Genomic DNA, 19,875 nt, shown 5'->3' with positions numbered 1-19,875 from the left:
CATGCCGCTCTTGCGCCCTGCCTCTCTTGCAGCAGGGCGAGGAACGCATGACCATCACCGGCAGCAGGGCTTGGTCGAACAGGTTTTTTCCTTCGACTGACGCTCCGCTCCCATCAGATGCATGCCTATGGCCTTGCGGACTTTGCCGGATCACATGCGTTTGCATGTCCGCCCGTTGCATGTCCAGCAAGCCAGCCATCAGGCACCCTTCCAAGGTTTCATCCATGTCCACCATTACATCGCTGCCGGTCGAAAAGCCGGTAGCAGCCTCAACCAGAGGATTTTATTTTGCCGCCTGGCGCTGGCATTTCTATGCCGGGCTCTATGTCGCCCCTTTCCTGATCGTGCTGGCCGTCACCGGACTGATCATGATGTGGAGCGCCACCCTGGTCGGACGCGACGGAGAAAAGGCTTTCACCGTCACCCCCACGACTGCCCAGACGCTTGTGTCGCAACAGGCAGACGCCGCACTGTCCGCCGTTCCAGGCGGGGTTATCGCTCAATATATCGCGCCAGCCACACCGCAGAGTGTCGCGGCTTTCCGGGTCAACCGGGGCCAAGAGTCGATGATGGTCGCCGTCAATCCCTATGATGCGCAGGTGCTGGGCCAATGGAACCACCGTAGCGCGCTCTACGACCTGGCCGACAGCATTCACAGCGACCTTTTGATCGGCACCCTGGGCGACCGGCTGATCGAAATCGCCGCCGGTTTCGGCGTGGTGCTGATCATCACCGGGCTTTACATGTGGTGGCCGCGCCAGGGCGAGAGCTATTTGCGACTGCTCATTCCGAGCTTTGCCGAAAAGGGTCGCCAGCTCTGGAAATCCCTGCACCGCACCATCGGCTTTTACGCTTCGATCCTGCTTCTGGTCTTTCTGGTGTCGGGCTTGAGCTGGACAGGCGTCTGGGGTGAAAAATTCACCCAGGCCTGGAGCACGTTCCCGATCGGCAAATGGAGCGATGCCCCACTGTCCGACGCGACCCATGCCGCCATGAACCATGGCAGCATCAAGGATGTGCCCTGGACATTGGAGCAGGCCCCCATGCCGATGTCCGGCTCCGCTGCCGGTCACGCCGGACTGCCGGATGGGGAGGCCGTCACCCTTGACAATGTCATTGCCTATGCCCGGGCCATCGGCTTCGACAATCGCTTTCAGTTGAATTTTCCCAAGGACGAAAGCGGCGTCTGGAGTATTTCCCGGGACACGATGAGCAAAGACAGCACCGATCCCCGCTCCGACCGGACCGTGCATATCGATCGCTACAGCGGCAAGGTCCTGGCCGATATCAAATATGAAAACTACGGTCTCGCCGGCAAGACGATGGCGATCGGCGTATCCTTTCACATGGGCACAATCGGTCTGTGGAACCTGATCCTCGTCACCGTCTATTGCCTGGCCGTGATCTTTCTCAGCGTCAGCGGCATCGCCATGTGGTGGATACGCCGACCGAAAGGCGCATCACGGCTGATGGCGCCCGCCTATCCCGCCGACATGCGCCTTTGGAAAACTGGTGCCATCGTCATGCTGCTCACCTCCCTGCTGTTCCCCCTGACCGGCGCGGCGCTGCTGGCTGTACTCCTGATCGATATGGTGCTGATCCGCCGGATCAAACCATTGAAAAGAGCATTGAGCTAAACCGACACGCAAAAGGGCGGCACATCGAAAGCCGCCTGCAATCCATCTCATCCGAAACCAAAGGACACGATCATGACTGTCACATCGAGAACACTGGCCACATTCGCGCTCTTCGGCGCCCTGGCCATGGCAGGCCAAGCCTTCGCCCATGCTCACCTGGCCACCGTCGCCCCGGCGGACAAGGCGACCATTGTCAGCGCCCCGAAAACCATCGACCTCAGCTTTACCGAAGGGCTTGAGCCGAAATTTTCCGGTGTCGATATCACCGGCCCGCAACAGCAGAAGATCAAAACCGGTGAAGCGGTGGTCAGCAAGGACGGCAAGGGCCTGAGCGTTCCGCTCAGCGAGCCGCTTGCCCCTGGTGCCTATAGTGTCGAATGGCATGTTCTGTCGGTCGATGGTCATAAGTCGAACGGTACGACCAGCTTTACCGTCAAGCCGTGACACCCGAACAGGCCAACATTCTCTGCCGCCTGGTGTTCGACGCCTGCGCGCTCTTCCTCTGGGGCGCGCATGGCTTTCTGTTGCTTGCCGTCGCCAAGGATCTTGCCGAGCATATCGAGCACCGCCTGGCCAGATTTTACCATCTCGCGCTCGTGCTCATGATAATTGCCGGTATCGGCAAGATCGCCGCCCAGGCAGCCTTGCTCGGTGATGGCTGGCAAACGGTGACGCCGACCCTGGTCGCCGACCTGCTCCAGGCCACGCAAAGCGGAGCAGCGCTCGGGCTACAGGCAGGGCTCACCGGCGCGCTCCTGCTGGCCTATTGCATCTTTCGCCATCATCGCGGCATCGTCGTAACGCTGTTTGGCGCCTTGTTCTTGATCAGCCTCAGCCTCAATGGTCATGCGATTGCCGAGACGGGTGCGACCGGCCTTCTGCATCGCGCCAATCACAGCCTGCATCTTCTGGCTGCTGGCCTCTGGCTCGGAGCCTTGCCGCCCGTCGTGCTGTTGTTAAAGGCCATGCAGGATGAGCACGCACGGCCGCCAGCACTGGTGGCACTGATGCGATTTTCCACCATAGGCCATATCGCCGTCGCCCTGACCCTGATGAGTGGCGCACTCAACGCCTGGCTGATCGTCGGGGCGCATGCTGTCGATATCAGCATGCCCTATCAGAAATTGCTGCTCGTCAAGATCGCTGCTGTTGCCGCCATGGTGATGATCGCCATCATCAACCGCTACGTCTTCGTACCGCGCATGCATCACAGCCCGGCAGGCGCAATCCGCGCCATCCGTATCGGAACGCTGGCGGAATGTGGGCTGGGTCTTGCCGCTGTCGCAATGGTCGCCGCCTTCGGCACGATGCAGCCGGGATGAACGGCTGTTCGGGCCTCAAGTCCCTTGAAATGGAGGGATCATGTGTGACAGTGTTCGCTCGCCACATGGTCCAGGAGTTATTTTCATGTCTTTGCGCCGCGCCGTTCTCGCTGGTCTTTCGGCCCTTTTGCTCGCCCCCTTCGCCGCCTTTGCTGCGGATCTGCCGGATCTCGGCGGCAAGACGGTGATCGTCGTGACCGAAAACGCCTATCCGCCATTGCAATTTGTCGATCCGAAGAGCGGCAAGGCGATAGGCTGGGAATATGACGCCATGAACGAGATCGCCAAGCGGCTGAATTTCAAGGTCGAATATCAGAACACCTCCTGGGACGCGATGATCCAGGCGGTTGCCGACGGACAATACAACATTGGCATGACCGGCATCACCATCAAGGAAGACCGCAAGGAAAAGATCGATTTCTCCGATCCCTATATGCGCTCGCAGCAATTGATGCTGGTGCGCAGCGATGAGGCCCGTTTTACCGACGCCAAGAGCTTCAAGGCCTTCGACAAGGGCCTGATCGCCGCGCAGCCAGGCACAAGCCCGTTCTACACCGCTGTCTACGAAGTGCTTGATGGCAACGAACAGAACCCGCGTATCAAACTGTTTGAAACCTTTGGCGCGACCGTGCAGGCCCTGAAAACCGGCGATGTCGATCTGGTGCTCACCGACAGCACGGCGGGCAAAGGCTATGTCGATGCCTCCGGTGGAGCATTGAAAATCATCGGCGAACCGCTGGGCACCGAGGATTTCGGCTTCATCTTTCAAAAGGGTTCGGATCTGGTCAAGCCGATCAATGCCGCCATCGCCGCCCTGAAGGCCGATGGCACGTTCGACGCCCTGAACAAGAAGTGGTTCCTCGATTACAAGCTGGGTAACTGACGGCCAGGCAGTTTTCCATGGCCTTCCAGACCCTTCCGAACGGTAGCAAGCAGGATTTTCCCTGGTGGCTGGTGGCGCTTGGCCTTCTGGCGCTGGCGCTGGCCATCACCATCGCCGTCAACGATCTCTATACCCAGGCGTTCGAAACAGTCTCCCGCGGTATCGGCGTCACTGTTTTCGTCACGCTGACCGGTTTTGCACTCGCCTCCATGCTTGGCCTGCTGATCGCGCTGGCGGGCATGGCTGACAGCATCGTGCTGCGCCAGGCCGCCCGGTTCTATATCGAGATCGTCAGGGGCATTCCGGTCCTGGTGCTGTTGTTTTACGTGGCCTTCGTCGGCGCGCCCGGCTTCGTTGCCCTCTATAATACCCTCACCGCCCCGCTTGTTTCCACCGGTTGGCTGGAACCGCTTCAGGTGCGCGATGTCTCGCTGATGTGGCGGGCGATTTTTGCGCTTTGCATCGGCTATTCGGCCTTTATCGCCGAAATCTTCAGGGCGGGTATCGAATCCATCGACAAGGGACAGATCGAGGCGGCCAAATCGCTGGGATTGAACCGCGCGCAGCGATTTTGCCTGGTGGTTCTGCCCCAGGCCATCCGGGTTATTTTCCCGCCGCTCTCCAATGATTTCGTTGCCATGGTCAAGGATTCGTCGCTGGTCTCCGTACTGGGCGTCGCCGATATCAGCCAGGCGGGAAAGATCTATGCCTCCGGGTCCTTCCGGTTTTTCGAGACCTATTCCATCGTCGCCTATATTTACCTGATCCTCACCATCGGCCTGTCGCTCATCCTGCGGCGGGTGGAAAAGCGGATGCGCGCCCGTGAGACCCAGCGAACCTAGGTTTTTTCGTTTGTCTTTTCGGGAAGCCGGGTTCCACTTTGCCTAAGACAAACTCTAAGCGTCATCAAGCACGGCTCGATACCGGCGATACTCCTCGGCAAGACCAGGTCTCAGGCTGTCGGCCACCGGCAGGATTGTCGCAAAAAGCGTTTCCGGATCGGTACTAGTGCCAAGCGCCACCACCGCATCCTTGACCTCCTGCGGATAAAGATCTGGCTGGCGCGCCACCCGATTGCAGAATACCCGCAGATTGAACCGGATATTGGCCTGCAGCCCGTCACCGCGGTCATGGGGCGCAAAAGGCAAGCCGCGCCAGCCAAGCAGGCTATGCAAATCCAGAAACAACAGAAATTCATGATAATGGCGTGCTCTTTCCGGCAAGCCGACTTGAAGCAGCAGCGTGTCAAACGAGGTCTCCAAAGTCGCCACAGAGTTCCATTGCCCGAGATCATAGCAATAGATCAGCGCCGGATCATGCAAGACCTTGCCACAACACAGGAAAGCGGCAACGAAACTCCAATCGCAATAGGCGCCCCGCGTCGGATGATGCGCGTTGAAAGTCTTTAGGACCCCTGCAAATAGCTGACTGCGAAAAATGCTGTAATAAAGCGCGTTATTGCCGCCGGTCGTATCGACATACTGCTGTATCCGCGCCGAAGGCCCGTCTGCATCCAGACTGGCGGTAACGACATCAGCCACGCCCGCATCGTCACGCCAGATCATCGTGCGCGGTCGCACGCCAATGACATCCTGCGGCAGGGAGGATAGATCGCCCACCGGCAGACCGTCGAGAACATAGACCGCGTCGTCATCCGCAAAGGGCATTAGAAACGGTGTTTCCACTTGGTCGAGTGCATTGACCAGATTGGCAACAGCGTCCTCGGCGCTGGAATGCAGGTAGCGTACCCGCCCGCCCAGGCCTTGCAACCATTCCGCCTTGGCCGGATCGCCGGAATTGTCAGACACGATCAACACGGCATCCAGTTTTTCCGCACAGATCACCGCAGTTTCCAGTGAAAACCGGCTCTGAACCAGCGATCGACGGCTTGGAACGACTATGGAAAGCTGGGACATGCAGGGTTTTCCGAAACAAATGCAACAGGGTTGTGCAAGGGCAAACCCATAGAGAGGCAATGTTTCCTCAAGCTGGATGCATGACAAGCCCTGCACCAGACCAGCCGTATATTCCCGGGCGAAGAATACCAACAGTCATCGAACATGACCGTTCGTATTCCTTTTGCAAAACTGTCGACCAACTGATGCGTATGAGAGTTTTGCAATGCCTTCAAGGCGTGAATATATAAACATTTCGGTGCCTTGGTAGAACAGGAATGGCAGAAAACGCGATGTCCGACAATATTGCCGCAGCATTGGCGCTTTACGTCTCTGGTGACTTTCAGGGAACCTACGCCACATTACAGCCTTTCCTGGCGAAAAACCAAGATGCCGGACCGCAATCCTTGCTGGTCATGGCCCAGTGCTGCGCGAAACTTGAACAATTCACCGAGGCTGCCACATTTTACCGACGCGCTGGCAAACTACTACCCGCTCAAGCCTCTGTCCTGATCCCCCTCGCGGACAAGATGGAACGGTCCGGGGTCGAAAAGGCAAGCGCGCTGGAAATCGAGGCGCTTACAGCATCAAGACGCGCCACGCGGTCCAGCCCTTTTGATCTTCACTCCTGGCAGACCTACCGAGCCGCGCTCCGGCGCATCTTGAATATCGAGGAAATGCGCGTCAGTGATCAGGCGATCCTCGACCGTCTGAACCGGCGGCAGGAGGCCTATTATTCGGTCGATAGCCAGACTGTTCATCTGAGCTGGTGCGATGACGAGAAATTGAATGACCTCTGGCGCAGCGGTTTACCGGCAGCGGAGCCGGTCTCGCAAACCTGGAAAAAGCGTGTTGGCTCAAAGCTGAAAATTGCCTACCTGCTTGCCGATGGACCGGAGGACGATCCGCGACGCCGTCTGGTTCTGTCTCTTGCCGCGGCCCATGACCAAGCGGATTTCGAGGTTCTGCTTATTGGCTCCACGCTACAAACAGCCGATGAAGCAAGCAAGGAGATCCCGTCGCTCAGCATCAGCGATCTGTGCGAAGACGATGCCGTAGCATCGCTGCGGGCTGCCGGGATCGATATCCTGGTCGATCCGCTGGGCCATGGCGAACAAGGCCGCCCGAACCTGCTGCGGCAGCGGATCGCGCCGCTGCATCTGGCGATGGCCAGCCATCCCGGCGCCAGAACCGGCCTCGTCTGCGATTACCTTCTCGCCGATACGGTGGTTTTGCCCCAACCAGCGACAGCAAGCGCAGCGACAGCCAAACCCGAGGCTCCCTATAGTCCGGCAATCTGCTGTCTTCCAGAGACTTTCACCGTCACCCCACCCACCCTAAATCTGCCAGCCCTGTCGCGCCAACAACTCGACCTGCCTGAAAACCGGATAATCCTGGCAGCTTTCCACCCTATAGATAGCATATCACCGCGCACTGCCGATCTCTGGCGCGATATTCTACTTCAGGCCGATGGTAGCGTGCTCTGGATCGCCTGCGACAACAATTATGCCCGCAGCAATTTCAGCGCCTGGATGAAGCGCCAGGGCATTGATGAAAACCGGCTGCTCTTCTGCACGCCAGCCCGAGCGACAGAGTATGCGAGCTGGATGCAACTGGCCGATATCGCGCTCGATTGCTTCCCGCGCAACAATCAATCCTCAACACTCGCCGCGCTTCAGGCCGGACTGCCGGTTCCAACATTTCCGGGCGGAAATTTTGCCAGCCGCATGACCGCGAGCCTGCTGCATGCCCATGGCCTGGGTGAATTGATCGCTCGCGATGCCGATGCCTATGTGGCCCTCTGTGCCGCCCTGGCCCGGGACAAGGATACGCGGGCGGCCCTGAAGCAGAAGATTCTTGCACAAAACGCGATCTCCCCACTTTTCGATGTGGCTCGCTTTACCAGTCATCTGGAAACGGCCTATCGCACCATGGCGGCACAGGCTGCAAAGGGCCTTGAGCCGGAGGATTTTTCAGTTCCAGTCCCGTAAACGTTGCTGGCGCCCTTCATGAAACCCGAGGCGAAGCCTTCAATCTTTGAATTGCCGTTTCGCTTGAAAACTGGTATCAGACCGCCATGGGATCTAAATTTGGATGTCTCGCGCCTGACATATTCGTGCTGCAAGACCACAAGCGTCTGCCGGCACGTTTCTTCGCGCGCGTTGCCGGAGCGCTTGGCAATCAGTTGGCTTAAGTCGCTCCTCGCGGTGCGGCCTGCAACTGCGATAGTCTTGCAAACACTCCCCGATCTTGCAAACAAACTTTGACGCGGTCATATGACCCAATCCCTTTTCAACCCTTCGACGGATGAACAGCCATGAGCGCACCTCGTACCCTCTACGACAAGATTTTCGATGACCATCTGGTGGATCGCCAGGATGACGGCACCTGTCTTCTCTATATCGACCGCCACCTCGTGCACGAAGTGACGAGCCCACAGGCTTTTGAAGGTCTGCGCATGGCTGGCCGCAAGGTGCATGCACCAACCCGCACGCTGGCCGTCGTCGACCATAACGTACCGACCACACCGGATCGGGCCGAGGGCATCAAGAACGAGGAAAGCCGCATTCAGGTCGAGGCCTTGGCCAAGAACGCCGCTGACTTCGGCGTCGAATATTATTCCGAAAAGGACAAGCGCCAGGGCATCGTGCACATTGTCGGCCCTGAACAGGGCTTCACCCTGCCCGGCATGACCATTGTCTGCGGCGACAGCCATACCTCGACCCACGGAGCCTTCGGCGCCCTGGCGCATGGCATCGGCACGTCGGAAGTGGAACATGTTCTGGCCACCCAGACCTTGATCCAGAAGAAAGCCAAGAACATGCTGGTGCGTGTCGATGGCAAGCTGCCTGCCGGCGTCACCGCCAAGGACATCATTCTGGCTATCATCGGTGAAATCGGCACGGCTGGCGGCACCGGCCATGTCATCGAATTTGCCGGTGAGGCTATCGAGGCCCTGTCGATGGAAGGCCGCATGACCGTCTGCAACATGACGATCGAAGGCGGCGCCCGTGCTGGCCTGATCGCGCCTGATGAAAAGACCTTCGAATATATCAAGGGCAAGCCCCGCGCGCCGAAGGGTGAAGAGCTGGACATGGCGCTTCAATACTGGAAGACGCTGCATACCGATGAAGGTGCGCATTTTGATCGCACTGTCGTGCTGGATGCTGCCAACCTGCCGCCCATCGTCTCCTGGGGCTCTTCCCCGGAAGATGTGATTTCGGTTCAGGGCGTCGTGCCGAACCCGGACGATATTGCTGACGAAAACAAGCGGACGTCGAAGTGGCGCGCGCTCGACTATATGGGCCTGAAACCCGGCACCAAGATCACCGATATCGCCATCGACCGGGTGTTCATCGGCTCCTGCACCAATGGCCGCATCGAAGACCTGCGTGCCGCAGCCGCCGTGCTGAAGGACCGCAAGGTAGCTTCGACCGTTTCTGCCATGGTGGTTCCGGGGTCTGGCCTCGTCAAGGAACAGGCGGAAGCCGAAGGTCTCGACAAGATCTTCCTCGATGCCGGTTGCGAATGGCGTGAGCCGGGCTGTTCCATGTGCCTGGCCATGAACGACGACCGCCTGAAGCCGGAGGAACGCTGCGCCTCGACCTCGAACCGCAATTTCGAAGGCCGCCAGGGCTATAAGGGCCGCACCCACCTCGTTTCCCCCGCCATGGCCGCTGCCGCCGCCATTGCCGGCCATTTCGTCGATATTCGCGAGTGGAAGTGAGATAGTCTCAAACTTTTCATCAGAAAGGCGGCTCACAAGCCGCCTTTCTTGTTTCTAGAGCATGTCAGCGCTTCAACGAAGCGCTGACATGCTCTACAGCGCCGTGCGCCATATATGGCGCACAAAGGTTCGCTGTAGCGCTTTATATCTGCTGCATAATTTTCTCCTTAAATCGATTCCGATTTAAGGAATTATGCAGTAGGCCTTTGTTCTTACGCATTTCCGGACATAAAACCGCTTCACACTTTTCCTGGAAATGCTTTAGTCAATGATTCACGTGAAATCAGAAGCTCGCCGTCATCGGATCAGGTCCAATGCGGGTGGATGAGCTATCCAGCACAGCGATCTCAGTCATATCCTCAGGATCGAGACTGAAATCGAACACCTTGAAATTCTCCTCAATGCGCGCCGGCGTGACGGATTTCGGGATCACCACCAGCCCGCTTTCGATATGCCAGCGGATGATGATCTGGGCCGCCGTGCGCCCATGCTTGGCCGCGATCTTGCCAATCACCGGATTGTCCAGAAGTTTGCCCTGGCCCAGAGGGCTCCAGGACTGGGTGATGATACCGTGAGCCTGGTGGAATTCACGGGCTTGCTTCTGCTGGAAATCGGGATGCAATTCGATCTGGTTGATGACAGGCACCACGCCGGTTTCATCGATGATCTTCTTTAGATGCTCCGGATAGAAATTCGACACGCCGATGGAGCGGGCCCGACCCTCTTCCTTCAAACGGATAAAAGCCTTCCAGGTCTCGACAAACAGGCCACGATGCGGTGATGGCCAATGGATCAGGTAGAGATCGACATAATCGGTGCCGAGCCGTTTCAGGCTGGCATCGAAGGCCCTGAGGGTGTTGTCGAAGCCCTGCTCATTGTTCCACAGCTTGGTGGTCAGGAAAATATCGCCGCGATCGATGCCTGACGAGCGGATGCCTTCGCCAACACCCTCCTCGTTTTCATAGACGGCAGCCGTATCGATATGGCGATAACCCGATGACAGCGCCGAACGCACCGCAGGTGCCGCTTCGCTATTGGGTGTTTGCCAGACGCCGAGACCCACCTGCGGGATGCTGTTGCTGTCGGAAAAGGAAATGTAGGATTGGTCTACCACGTGAGAGTCTCCCATTCGAAATCGGGCCAAGGACCGAGATGGTCCAGGGAAAAGACGGAGCCGTAACTTAAGGCCACGGCACGTTTGGAACTACGCATCCAATGATGCCGATCCCTTAGATAGGCAGGGCCAACCGCTTTCCCACCCCGGCAGACGCCTGTTTATGCCGGGAAGAGACATGTCACAGAACCGTGACGACGGTCGTTGGCGAAACGAGCGCAACCAGACGACGCATGTCGGCGGGGTTGATCGCCACACACCCTTCCGTCGGGGCATAATCAGGCCGGGCAATATGGAAAAAGATCGCCGAACCACCGCCTTGTTTGCGGCAGGTGATGTTCCAATCCATCACCAGGCAGATATCATAGAGCCGGTCCTGTCGCTGCAACCGCTCATGACTGGGGGTGAAAGGCGCCTTAACCGGGCGGTTATAGGCTGGATGGCCCGGCGCATCGCACCACAGCATATCGGCACGAATCGACCTCAAGGGCAGGCGTGAGCGTATGGCCCCACGAGGCTCCGCCCGAAAGTAGCCGTAAAGCAACCGCATCGATGCCCGTGGGGTTGCGCCATCGCCCTCGCTCTTGAAAGCCGTGATGCCCGACCGTCCGATGGCAGCGGGAAACCGCAGCGGTCCGGCCTGAACGATGGCCTGGCTCTTGCAACCGGGCTTGCGCCGCACCACAATACTGCGAAGACCTTGGCGCGGTTGAGCCCCGGCTCTGGAAACTGGGTTTGGCATTTCGCTCACGGAGTTTTGCTTTGTCGAACACTTTTCTTGTAGAGTGAGTTGGCTAGATAAGACAATGATTTCAAGAACAGTGCAATCTGGCCTGTTCGCTGCTTGGGAGTATATCAGGTATGGCTGCTCGGACGATCCTTCTGGTCGATGACGACGATGACCTGCGCGAAACGCTGGTGGAACAACTTTCCCTCTACGAGGAGTTTTCGATCCAGCAGGAATCCAACGCCACCAAGGGCGTGCAGGCCGCCCGCAACGGCCAGGTGGACCTGATGATCATGGATGTCGGCCTGCCCGACATGGATGGCCGCGAAGCCGTGAAACTGCTGCGCAAGGGCGGCTTCAAGGCCCCTGTCATCATGCTGACCGGCCACGACACCGATTCTGACACCATTCTGGGACTTGAAGCCGGTGCCAACGACTACGTCACCAAACCATTCCGCTTTGCGGTTCTGCTGGCCCGCATCCGTGCGCAGTTGCGCCAGCACGAGCAGAGCGAGGACGCGACTTTTACTGTCGGTCCCTATCTGTTCAAGCCAAGCCAGAAGCTGCTGACCACCGAGGACGGCAAGAAAATCCGGCTGACGGAAAAGGAAGCGGCCATCATCCGCTATCTCTACCGCGCCGGGCAGAAAGTCGTCACCCGCGATGTGCTGCTGGAAGAAGTCTGGGGATACAACTCCGGTGTCACCACCCATACGCTGGAAACCCATGTCTATCGCCTGCGCCAGAAGATAGAACGAGACCCGTCCAACGCCGAAATTCTGGTCACCGAAAACGGCGGTTACAAGATTATTCCCTAAACGGACATTGAACGGACCCTGAACCGGAGCATTCTCGATGGCGCTGAGCGATGACATGCAACTGCTCTCATCCCTGGCGCTGTTTCAGGGGCTGGAGCCTGACCAGCTGCGGCTGATTGCCTTTGGTGCCGAACACAGGCCCATCGCCCAGGGCCAGCCGCTGTTTCGGGAACACTCCCCGGCTGAATGTGCCTATGTGGTGGTGCGCGGTCGGTTCGAGCTTTCCAACACAGGCCGCGATGGCAAGCCGCAAGTCGCCGCCGTTGCCGGTCCTGGCACCATGCTGTCGGAACTGGCGCTGGCCACCATGGTGGAGCGCAAATACACCGCCATCGCCCTGGAAGATTCCGAAGTGCTGCGCATTCCCCGCCCGCTGTTCCACCGGCTGCTGGAGGAATATCCAAAGCTCGGCCTGGTCATGCAGGAGCGCATCCGGCAAAACCTCATGGCACTGGCGACCGGTGCAAAGGGGATGGAAGAGCGTTTTCGGTAACGCTTACCGCGTTGTCCGGTTGGGCGGCAAGATTGCATCATCGTTTTACCGTGAAGCTCACCCCCCTCTGTCCTGCCGGACATCTCCCCCTCAAGGGGGGAGATCGGATAGACGTGGCCGCTCATTCTTCGGATAGGTTGGCGACTTTCGTCGCTGTGTACAGATGACGTGAAGCGAGCGGCCAACTCCGGGTCGATCTCCCTCCTTGAGGGGGAGATGCCTGGCAAGGCAGAGGGGGGTAAACGGCATATCGAAACGACAATATCATGTACCGTCGCCAATCAATCACAGCGGTTTACTGACACTGCTATAGACCGTGGTTCTCCAACCACTCCTTGCAGACCAGTTCGACAGCACCCTGCAACTGTTTGATATGCTCTACCAGCCAAGCCAATTCCTCGGCGGTAATCTCATATTTCGACGAGTACCGAGCCTCGACATAGGCGCGGTGCAGGCGATCGAAACAACGGCGGGCAAGGCGGTTTTTCCTCGGCCACGCATCGACCAGACGAGTATCAAAACTTTCGGCCAGAGGCCGTAATTTTCTTAAATTGTGCAACTGAGGGCTATAAAGTGTCCTCACCAACAGAACGCAGTGGTAAAGCCGTTCAACCGTTTGATGAAGCTGGAAGGCGGCTTCATTAAAATTACCACGCTCAATCAAAAATCCGGCTGCGGCCTGAAAGGCCTCGGCACTCGAAAACCAATCCTCAAAATAAGTCTTCGCCTGCGCCTGCCTCTCCTCTGGAGCCAGCGGTTTGGCCGTGGTGAGCGGAAAGCCCGGCGCTTCATAAAGCGGGATGCCGTCACGGGCGATATCAATGAAGAAAGGCAGACCACGAGCCAGTCGATTGTTCAGATCCTCAAGGGAGTGAACGATAAAATTGACAGGGGTTTTCAAGCGCTTGGTGGCGATTTCCTCCCGGATCAGATAGTCCTGCGCGCCGCGCCAGAACTCATCCTCGTCGGCAAAAACCTCGGTATTGACCACCACCAGCAGATCATAATCCGAATAATAGCCGCTGGCATGGTCCTCGACCCAATCGCCACGCGCATAGGAACCGAACAGGATCAGCTTGAGGATACGGCCGCCCTTGTTTTTATCGGACAGCCTGCCCTTTTGCGCGGCTTCGAATTCATCGAAGAGAATGCGGACCACCCGCTCCAGCTCGCGCTGCTTGCGGGCGGGCAGATGATTGAGCCGGTCCTGATCCATCTGCCCCTCCCTTGACGTGCTGTGGATATCAAAGCGCGAACTGCGCTGTCACCGGCACGTGGTCGGACGGCTTTTCCCAGCCACGCGCTTCGCGCAAGATCTCGATGGTTTTAAGCGACGGTAACAGATCCGGCGATGACCAGATATGGTCGAGGCGGCGGCCCTTGTCGGCGGCGTCCCAATCCTTGGCCCGGTAGCTCCACCACGTATAGAGTTTTTGCGATGGATCGACCAGTTCCCGCATCAGGTCTACCCAGCCACCCCGGTCGATCACGTCAAGCAGGCCTGCGGTTTCCACCGGCGTATGGGACACGATCTTTAGCAGCTGCTTGTGCGACCAGACATCATGCTCCAGCGGCGCGATATTCAGGTCGCCGACCAGGATAGCGGAGGTATTCGGCTCGGCACTGGCCGACAGCACCTTCATTTCCTCGACGAAATCCAGCTTGTGGCCGAATTTTGGATTGATGTCCCGGTTGGGCTCATCACCTCCGGCAGGAACATAGAAATTATGCAGGCGAATACGCCGCCCGTTCCACTCGAAAATCGCCGAAATATGGCGGCTGTCACCGACGCCGCAGAAATCCTGCCGGTGATCTTCGGTCAACGGAAATTTCGAAACGGTGGCAACGCCATGATAGCCCTTCTGGCCATGCAGAATGGCATAGGGATAGCCCAGCGCCTGAAACGCCTCCAACGGAAACTCATGGTTCTGGCACTTGATTTCCTGAAGGCAGAGAATATCCGGCTGGCGCAGTTTGAGAAAATGCTCAACAATCGGCATGCGCAGCCGCACCGAATTGATATTCCAGGTGGTCAGGGAAAAAGTCATGTCGAGATCCTTCAGCGCCGAACAGATCCGGCATTGCTCATCCCTTTATGCAAACTCGTAGAATTTTGACAGTGAAAAGGCCCGAAATCTCCAGATTTCGAGCCTCGATCGGGTAGAGGTCGATCAACCGTCGCTCAGCCGCGATTGCGGATATCGTCATAGGGAACTTCAAAGACTTTTTCATCGAAATTAACGCCCTGCTGGACGTTGAAGATCATCACCGACGTGTCCTTGCCCTGGGCATCGGTCACCGTCCATTGCCGCAGCTCGAAGGTCTTCGGATCGAACATCAAGGTGATCGTCTGGTCGCCAAAGATCGACTTATCGCCCAGCACGATGGTGGTCAGGTCCTGCTCTTCCTTGACCTGCCGCACCATCTGATGGCCGAGATCGATGCGGTCGGACAGAAGCAGGCTTAGTGGCGTTTTCGACAGCGGATAGACATCCCAGGTCTTCATTTTCAGGTTGCCGATCGCGACATTGCGGCCATCGGAAATCACCCGCATCGGCGACGGCTGCTCATAGTTGAAACGCAGCTTGCCGGGCCGTTCGATATAGAATTTTCCGGCTGTTTGTTCACCGCGTGGGCCAAACTGCACGAACTCACCCATCATGGTTTTCACCGAGGCAAAATGATCGGCAATCCTCTGGGCGGCGCTGGCCTGGGCCTGAGCATATGCGGGTGACACTGTGGCGCCTGTGGCCACAACAGCGATGCCCGCAGCCGCCAGGCCAATAAATCCCCGGCGGCCAATCATCCCTGCCATGCCTGCCGGGGCAAACGTCTTCTTCTGCATTCTTTTCTCCTTTTGCCCTTGTTCCCTACAGCGCAAACCGGGCGCCATGGTGACACACACCGGATCGTGAACGCCGAAACGTCTTTCGACGCCCGGACGTTCCACGCCAGCCTGTCGCCATCACCGCTCGATGTCAGCTTCCGTCGGAACGAGGATTTCGCGTTTGCCCGCGTGGTTGGCCGGGCCGATAATGCCTTCCTGCTCCATGCGTTCGATCAGCGATGCGGCGCGATTATAGCCGATGCCCAGCCGACGTTGAACATAGGAGGTCGAGGCTTTCCCATCCCGAAGCACGACGGCGACGGCCTGGTCGTAAGGATCATCCGATTCGGCCAGATTGCCGGTCCCTGCCGGTCCGCCACCTTCATCGTCGTCTTCATCAATGGTGACTGCTTCCAGATAATCCGGTGCGCCCTGGGTTTTCAGATAGGCAACGATGTCTTCCACCTCATTATCCGAGACGAAAGGTCCGTGAACACGCTGGATGCGTCCTCCGCCAGCCATGTAGAGCATATCGCCCATGCCCAGCAGCTGTTCGGCGCCCTGCTCGCCCAGAATGGTGCGGCTGTCGATCTTCGAAGTGACCTGGAAGGAAATCCGGGTCGGGAAGTTTGCCTTGATCGTGCCGGTGATCACGTCCACGGACGGACGCTGCGTCGCCATGATCACGTGGATGCCCGCCGCACGCGCCATCTGCGCCAGGCGCTGCACCGCGCCTTCGATATCCTTGCCCGCCACCATCATAAGGTCGGCCATCTCGTCGATGATGACAACGATATAGGGCATGGGCTGCAAATCGAAGGTCTCGGTCTCGTACATGGCCTCGCCGGTCTGCCGGTCAAAGCCGGTCTGCACGGTGCGGGTCAGCACTTCGCCCTTTTCAATGGCCTGCTCGACGCGGCTATTAAAGCCGTCGATATTGCGAACGCCGATCTTTGACATCTTCTTGTAGCGCTCTTCCATCTCACGCACCGTCCATTTCAAGGCGACGACGGCCTTTTTCGGATCGGTAACGACAGGCGAGAGCAGATGCGGAATGCCGTCATAAATCGACAATTCCAGCATTTTCGGATCGATCATGATCAACCGGCATTTTTCCGGCGGCAAACGATAGACCAGCGACAGGATCATGGTGTTGATCGCCACCGACTTGCCCGACCCGGTCGTACCGGCCACCAGCAGATGCGGCATCTTGGCGAGGTCGGCAATCACAGGTTCACCGCCAATAGTCTTGCCCAGCGCCATCGGCAGCTTGGCGGTCGAGCCATTGAAGTCGCGGCTACCGATCATTTCCCGCAGATAGACGGTTTCGCGGGTTCTGTTCGGCAATTCGATGCCAATCGCATTGCGGCCAGGCACGACGGCGACACGGGCGGCAATAGCGCTCATCGAGCGGGCAATATCATCGGCAAGACCGATAACGCGGGATGATTTGATGCCTGGCGCTGGCTCCAGCTCATAAAGCGTGACAACCGGGCCGGGACGCACTTCGATAATGTCACCCTTGACGCCGAAATCCTCCAGCACACCTTCCAGCGTCCGGGCATTGTGTTCAAGCTGGTCAGCCGACAGGCTGGCATCCTTGGCAACCGCACGCGGTTCGGCCAGAAGCTGAACCGATGGCAATTGGAAGCCACGCGCACCCCTTGGGCCAGCGACCGGAGCCGGGCGCGGACGCTCAGCAGGAGCCGCCGTGCGGCGGGCAGAAGGCTTTGCAGCGCGGTCTTCGTCTTCATCGTCGAATAGGATGTCATCAGCCGAGCGACCACGGGTGCGCAGGTCAAAGGGTGGCTCGTCATGCGCATCGTCCGGCGATACCGGCGGCGGCGCGATACGGCGGCGGCCCGCACTCCGCTCACCCGGCCCAAAAGACGGATCGGCGCGGTGGTCCGGGCGTCCAGCCTGAACCGGCATAACCTCATCATCGTTGAAATCATAGGGCTGGTCGAAATTAGACCGCTCGCGCCTTTGTGGCTTCAGACCGGCGAGACGCCGCATCCGGGCCTGACCGGTATACCAGACATGGGCGAGCGCACCGGCAGCCAGCGCGAAAGGCCCGGTACGGTCATCATCGTCTTCATCTTCATCGACGATAGGCACGGCCTTGCTCTTGCGCGACCCTGCCTGTGAGCTTGCGCGGGCAGCCATAATTTCCGCTTCGAAATCATCCTCTTCATTGCCGATGATACCAGCGGCAAACAACATCAGCCACAGCATCGGGGCGATGAAGATCACGCCCAGCACCATGGCAAAGGTTCCGGTCGGATAGGCTCCGACAAACAGTGCAGGAAAGCGCAGGATCATATCGCCGATCACGCCACCGATCCCGTTGGGAATGGGCCAGGTGCCGGGCGGCGGAAAACAGCCGAACACGGCAGCGCCCGCGACCGCCCCGGTGCCCCAGGCGGCAAGCCGGCGTGGCAGGCGGGTAATCTTGCGGCCCGAAATCAGCGAAAGCGACCAGGCCAGCACAGGCAACAGCGCCGCAACCGAGGCAAGCCCGAAAAACTGCATGGAAAGATCAGCGAACACGGCGCCGGGATAACCGAGAATATTGGTGGGCGCCCTACTGGTCGCATAGGAAAAGCTGGGATCAGCAACATTCCAGGTGGCCAGCGCGGCAATAGCCGCCACCAGCCCAAGGAACAGGGCAAAGCCAAGCAGAGCCAGGCATTGCCGCATGATGAAACCCATCACGATCATCCGAGGCGACCGCTCTTCCAATATTGCCAGCGTGCTTCTGCTCATAGGTGTTCGCCTGCCAGTGCAATTTCAACAAAACTTGGAAACCGGATGCGCCGGGCAGGACCCGAACCGGCTTGCGAAACATGAGATTACCAGAATACGGGTTAACGCTCCTTTAACCATGGATAGCCCGTCCGGTCGAAAGCCCGCCTTGCCATCGTGGCGCAACCAGTCTTTCGCTATGAGCGTATATAGAGCGCGATTTTCCAGAATCAAAAAACCCGGGCACGAGGCCCGGGCTGGTTTTCTGGTAACGAAGCACCTTGATCGGCCCCCCGAAAGGGGAGCAACAGGGATCAGGAGTGATAAGCAGCTTCACCGTGCGAGGCGAGGTCGAGACCTTCGCGCTCGGCTTCAACCGGCACACGCAGACCAACGATGACATCGACGATCTTGTAGAGGATCGCAGAGCCGATACCGGTCCACAGGACGGTGATGACCACGGCCTGAAGCTGTACCATGACCTGGCCGCCCATCGTCTGTTCGCCGGCATAGCCGACGCCACCCAGGGAGGCGCTGGCGAAAATGCCGGTGGCAATAGCGCCGAACATGCCGCCAATGCCGTGGACGCCGAACACGTCAGCCGTATCGTCATAGCCGAACTTGTTCTTCACGACAGAGACGAAGAAGTAGCAGAGCGGCGAAACGATCACGCCCATGACGATGGCGCCCATCGGGCCGACGATACCGGCGGCGGGCGTGATGGCAACGAGGCCCGCAATCATGCCGGAGGCAGCGCCCAGCATCGAGGCCTTGCCGCGGGTGAAGGATTCAACCACGCACCAGGACAGGATAGCCGCAGCCGTGGCAATGAAGGTGTTGACAGTTGCCAGCATCGCGCCACCGGAGGCTTCGAGGTTGGAACCGGCGTTGAAGCCGAACCAGCCGACCCAGAGCATGGCGGCACCGACATAGGTGAGCGTCATGGAATGCGGGGCCATCATGTCCTTGCCATAGCCCGTGCGCTTGCCGACCAGGATCGCACCAACAAGACCGGCAACACCGGCATTGATGTGAACGACCGTGCCGCCGGCAAAATCAAGTGCGCCGAGGCCGAAAAGGTAGCCCTTGGCATCCCAGACCATATGGGCGACCGGGAAATAGACGAAGGTAACCCAAAGCAGGCAGAACAGGATCGCAGCCGAGAACTTGATGCGTTCCGCGAAGGCACCGATGATCAGGGCAGGCGTGATGGCCGCGAAGGTCATCTGGAACAGCATGAAGATGTATTCAGGAATGACAACGCCCTTGCTGAAGGTGGCAGCCGTTGTCGTGGTGTCGACGCCAGCCAGGAACATCTTGGCAAAGCCACCGAAGAACGGGCTTTCGCCGCCGCCGAAGGCGAAGGAATAGCCATAGATGACCCAGACGATCATCACCATGGCGGCAATGACGGTGCATTGCATCAGCACGGACAGCATGTTCTTGGCGCGCACCAGGCCGCCGTAGAACAGGCCGAGACCGGGAACCGCCATGAACAGAACCAGGATGGTGGACAGGAACATGAAGGCGGTATCGCCCTTATCGGGAACCGGAGCAGCTGCCGCCGCAACGGCTGGCGCTGCATCCTGTGCAAAGGCGATCGCTGGCGCCATCAAGGCTACCGATGCGGCCCCGAGGCGCAAGGCTTGAGATTTGAATGTGGAAAACGACATGTATATGAACTCCC

Annotated in this window: 17 protein-coding genes; 9 read left to right on the top strand and 8 right to left on the bottom strand. The window is 58.5% G+C overall.

Annotated features, from left to right (window positions below):
• The first annotated feature begins 224 nt into the window (after positions 1–224).
• The 5 genes from V6582_RS11745 (at position 225) to V6582_RS11725 (ending at position 4,684) form a co-directional block, all read left to right on the top strand.
• Complete coding sequence (locus tag V6582_RS11745) at positions 225–1,637, top strand: PepSY-associated TM helix domain-containing protein (protein ID WP_156631330.1); 1,413 nt, start codon at positions 225–227, stop codon at positions 1,635–1,637.
• 72 nt (positions 1,638–1,709) lie between these two features.
• Positions 1,710–2,081, top strand: a complete 372-nt coding sequence (gene copC / locus V6582_RS11740) for a copper homeostasis periplasmic binding protein CopC (protein ID WP_156631331.1) — start codon at positions 1,710–1,712, stop codon at positions 2,079–2,081.
• Positions 2,078–2,959, top strand: coding sequence for a copper homeostasis membrane protein CopD (gene copD, locus V6582_RS11735; RefSeq protein ID WP_156631332.1), 882 nt, complete (start codon positions 2,078–2,080; stop codon positions 2,957–2,959). The genes copC and copD overlap by 4 nt, the downstream gene beginning before the upstream one ends.
• An 85-nt stretch (positions 2,960–3,044) precedes the next feature.
• The gene (locus V6582_RS11730) at positions 3,045–3,842 is read left to right on the top strand and encodes a transporter substrate-binding domain-containing protein (RefSeq protein ID WP_156631333.1); all 798 of its coding nucleotides are present in this window, start codon (positions 3,045–3,047) and stop codon (positions 3,840–3,842) included.
• Between the two features lie 17 nt (positions 3,843–3,859).
• Positions 3,860–4,684: an amino acid ABC transporter permease gene (locus V6582_RS11725; protein ID WP_156631334.1), complete on the top strand. Its 825-nt coding sequence runs from the start codon at positions 3,860–3,862 to the stop codon at positions 4,682–4,684.
• A 54-nt stretch (positions 4,685–4,738) separates the two neighbouring features.
• Here V6582_RS11725 and V6582_RS11720 read toward each other — a convergent pair whose 3' ends face one another.
• Entirely contained in the window at positions 4,739–5,758 is a 1,020-nt protein-coding gene (locus V6582_RS11720; RefSeq protein ID WP_156631335.1) for a hypothetical protein, read from the bottom strand.
• 272 nt (positions 5,759–6,030) lie between these two features.
• Here V6582_RS11720 and V6582_RS11715 point away from each other — a divergent pair, with 272 nt between their 5' ends.
• Together V6582_RS11715 and leuC are read left to right on the top strand one after the other, a co-directional pair.
• A complete protein-coding gene (locus tag V6582_RS11715) occupies positions 6,031–7,728 on the top strand; it encodes a hypothetical protein (protein ID WP_197434343.1) in 1,698 nt (565 codons plus the stop codon).
• 326 nt (positions 7,729–8,054) lie between these two features.
• Positions 8,055–9,464, top strand: coding sequence for a 3-isopropylmalate dehydratase large subunit (gene leuC / locus V6582_RS11710; protein WP_156531753.1), 1,410 nt, complete (start codon positions 8,055–8,057; stop codon positions 9,462–9,464).
• Positions 9,465–9,747: 283 nt separating this feature from the next.
• On the opposite strand, the gene V6582_RS11705 is transcribed toward leuC, so the two are convergent.
• Together V6582_RS11705 and V6582_RS11700 are read right to left on the bottom strand one after the other, a co-directional pair.
• Positions 9,748–10,593, bottom strand: coding sequence for an aldo/keto reductase (locus tag V6582_RS11705; protein ID WP_156631337.1), 846 nt, complete (start codon positions 10,591–10,593; stop codon positions 9,748–9,750).
• Positions 10,594–10,759: 166 nt separating this feature from the next.
• On the bottom strand, positions 10,760–11,320 hold the full coding sequence (locus V6582_RS11700; protein WP_156631472.1) for a L,D-transpeptidase family protein: 561 nt from the start codon (positions 11,318–11,320) through the stop codon (positions 10,760–10,762).
• A 119-nt stretch (positions 11,321–11,439) separates the two neighbouring features.
• Here V6582_RS11700 and V6582_RS11695 point away from each other — a divergent pair, with 119 nt between their 5' ends.
• Both V6582_RS11695 and V6582_RS11690 read left to right on the top strand, forming a co-directional pair.
• Positions 11,440–12,123: a response regulator transcription factor gene (locus V6582_RS11695; RefSeq protein WP_015917473.1), complete on the top strand. Its 684-nt coding sequence runs from the start codon at positions 11,440–11,442 to the stop codon at positions 12,121–12,123.
• 37 nt (positions 12,124–12,160) lie between these two features.
• Positions 12,161–12,616, top strand: coding sequence for a cyclic nucleotide-binding domain-containing protein (locus tag V6582_RS11690; RefSeq protein WP_156631338.1), 456 nt, complete (start codon positions 12,161–12,163; stop codon positions 12,614–12,616).
• Between the two features lie 307 nt (positions 12,617–12,923).
• On the opposite strand, the gene V6582_RS11685 is transcribed toward V6582_RS11690, so the two are convergent.
• From V6582_RS11685 to V6582_RS11665, 5 genes are all read right to left on the bottom strand, one after another.
• On the bottom strand, positions 12,924–13,832 hold the full coding sequence (locus V6582_RS11685) for a HEPN domain-containing protein (protein WP_156631339.1): 909 nt from the start codon (positions 13,830–13,832) through the stop codon (positions 12,924–12,926).
• 28 nt (positions 13,833–13,860) lie between these two features.
• Positions 13,861–14,664, bottom strand: a complete 804-nt coding sequence (locus tag V6582_RS11680) for an exodeoxyribonuclease III (RefSeq protein WP_156631340.1) — start codon at positions 14,662–14,664, stop codon at positions 13,861–13,863.
• Positions 14,665–14,798: 134 nt separating this feature from the next.
• A complete protein-coding gene (locus V6582_RS11675; protein ID WP_060718730.1) occupies positions 14,799–15,461 on the bottom strand; it encodes an outer membrane lipoprotein carrier protein LolA in 663 nt (220 codons plus the stop codon).
• A gap of 120 nt (positions 15,462–15,581) precedes the next feature.
• On the bottom strand, positions 15,582–18,209 hold the full coding sequence (locus tag V6582_RS11670; protein ID WP_156631341.1) for a DNA translocase FtsK 4TM domain-containing protein: 2,628 nt from the start codon (positions 18,207–18,209) through the stop codon (positions 15,582–15,584).
• Between the two features lie 293 nt (positions 18,210–18,502).
• Complete coding sequence (locus V6582_RS11665; RefSeq protein WP_156631342.1) at positions 18,503–19,861, bottom strand: ammonium transporter; 1,359 nt, start codon at positions 19,859–19,861, stop codon at positions 18,503–18,505.
• Between the last annotated feature and the right edge of the window lie 14 nt (positions 19,862–19,875).

The sequence above is a fragment of the Agrobacterium vitis genome (assembly GCF_037039395.1).
GTDB lineage: Bacteria > Pseudomonadota > Alphaproteobacteria > Rhizobiales > Rhizobiaceae > Allorhizobium > Allorhizobium vitis_E.
Note: the sequence above shows the minus strand (reverse complement) of the source record. Positions and strands in the feature narration are given on the sequence as shown.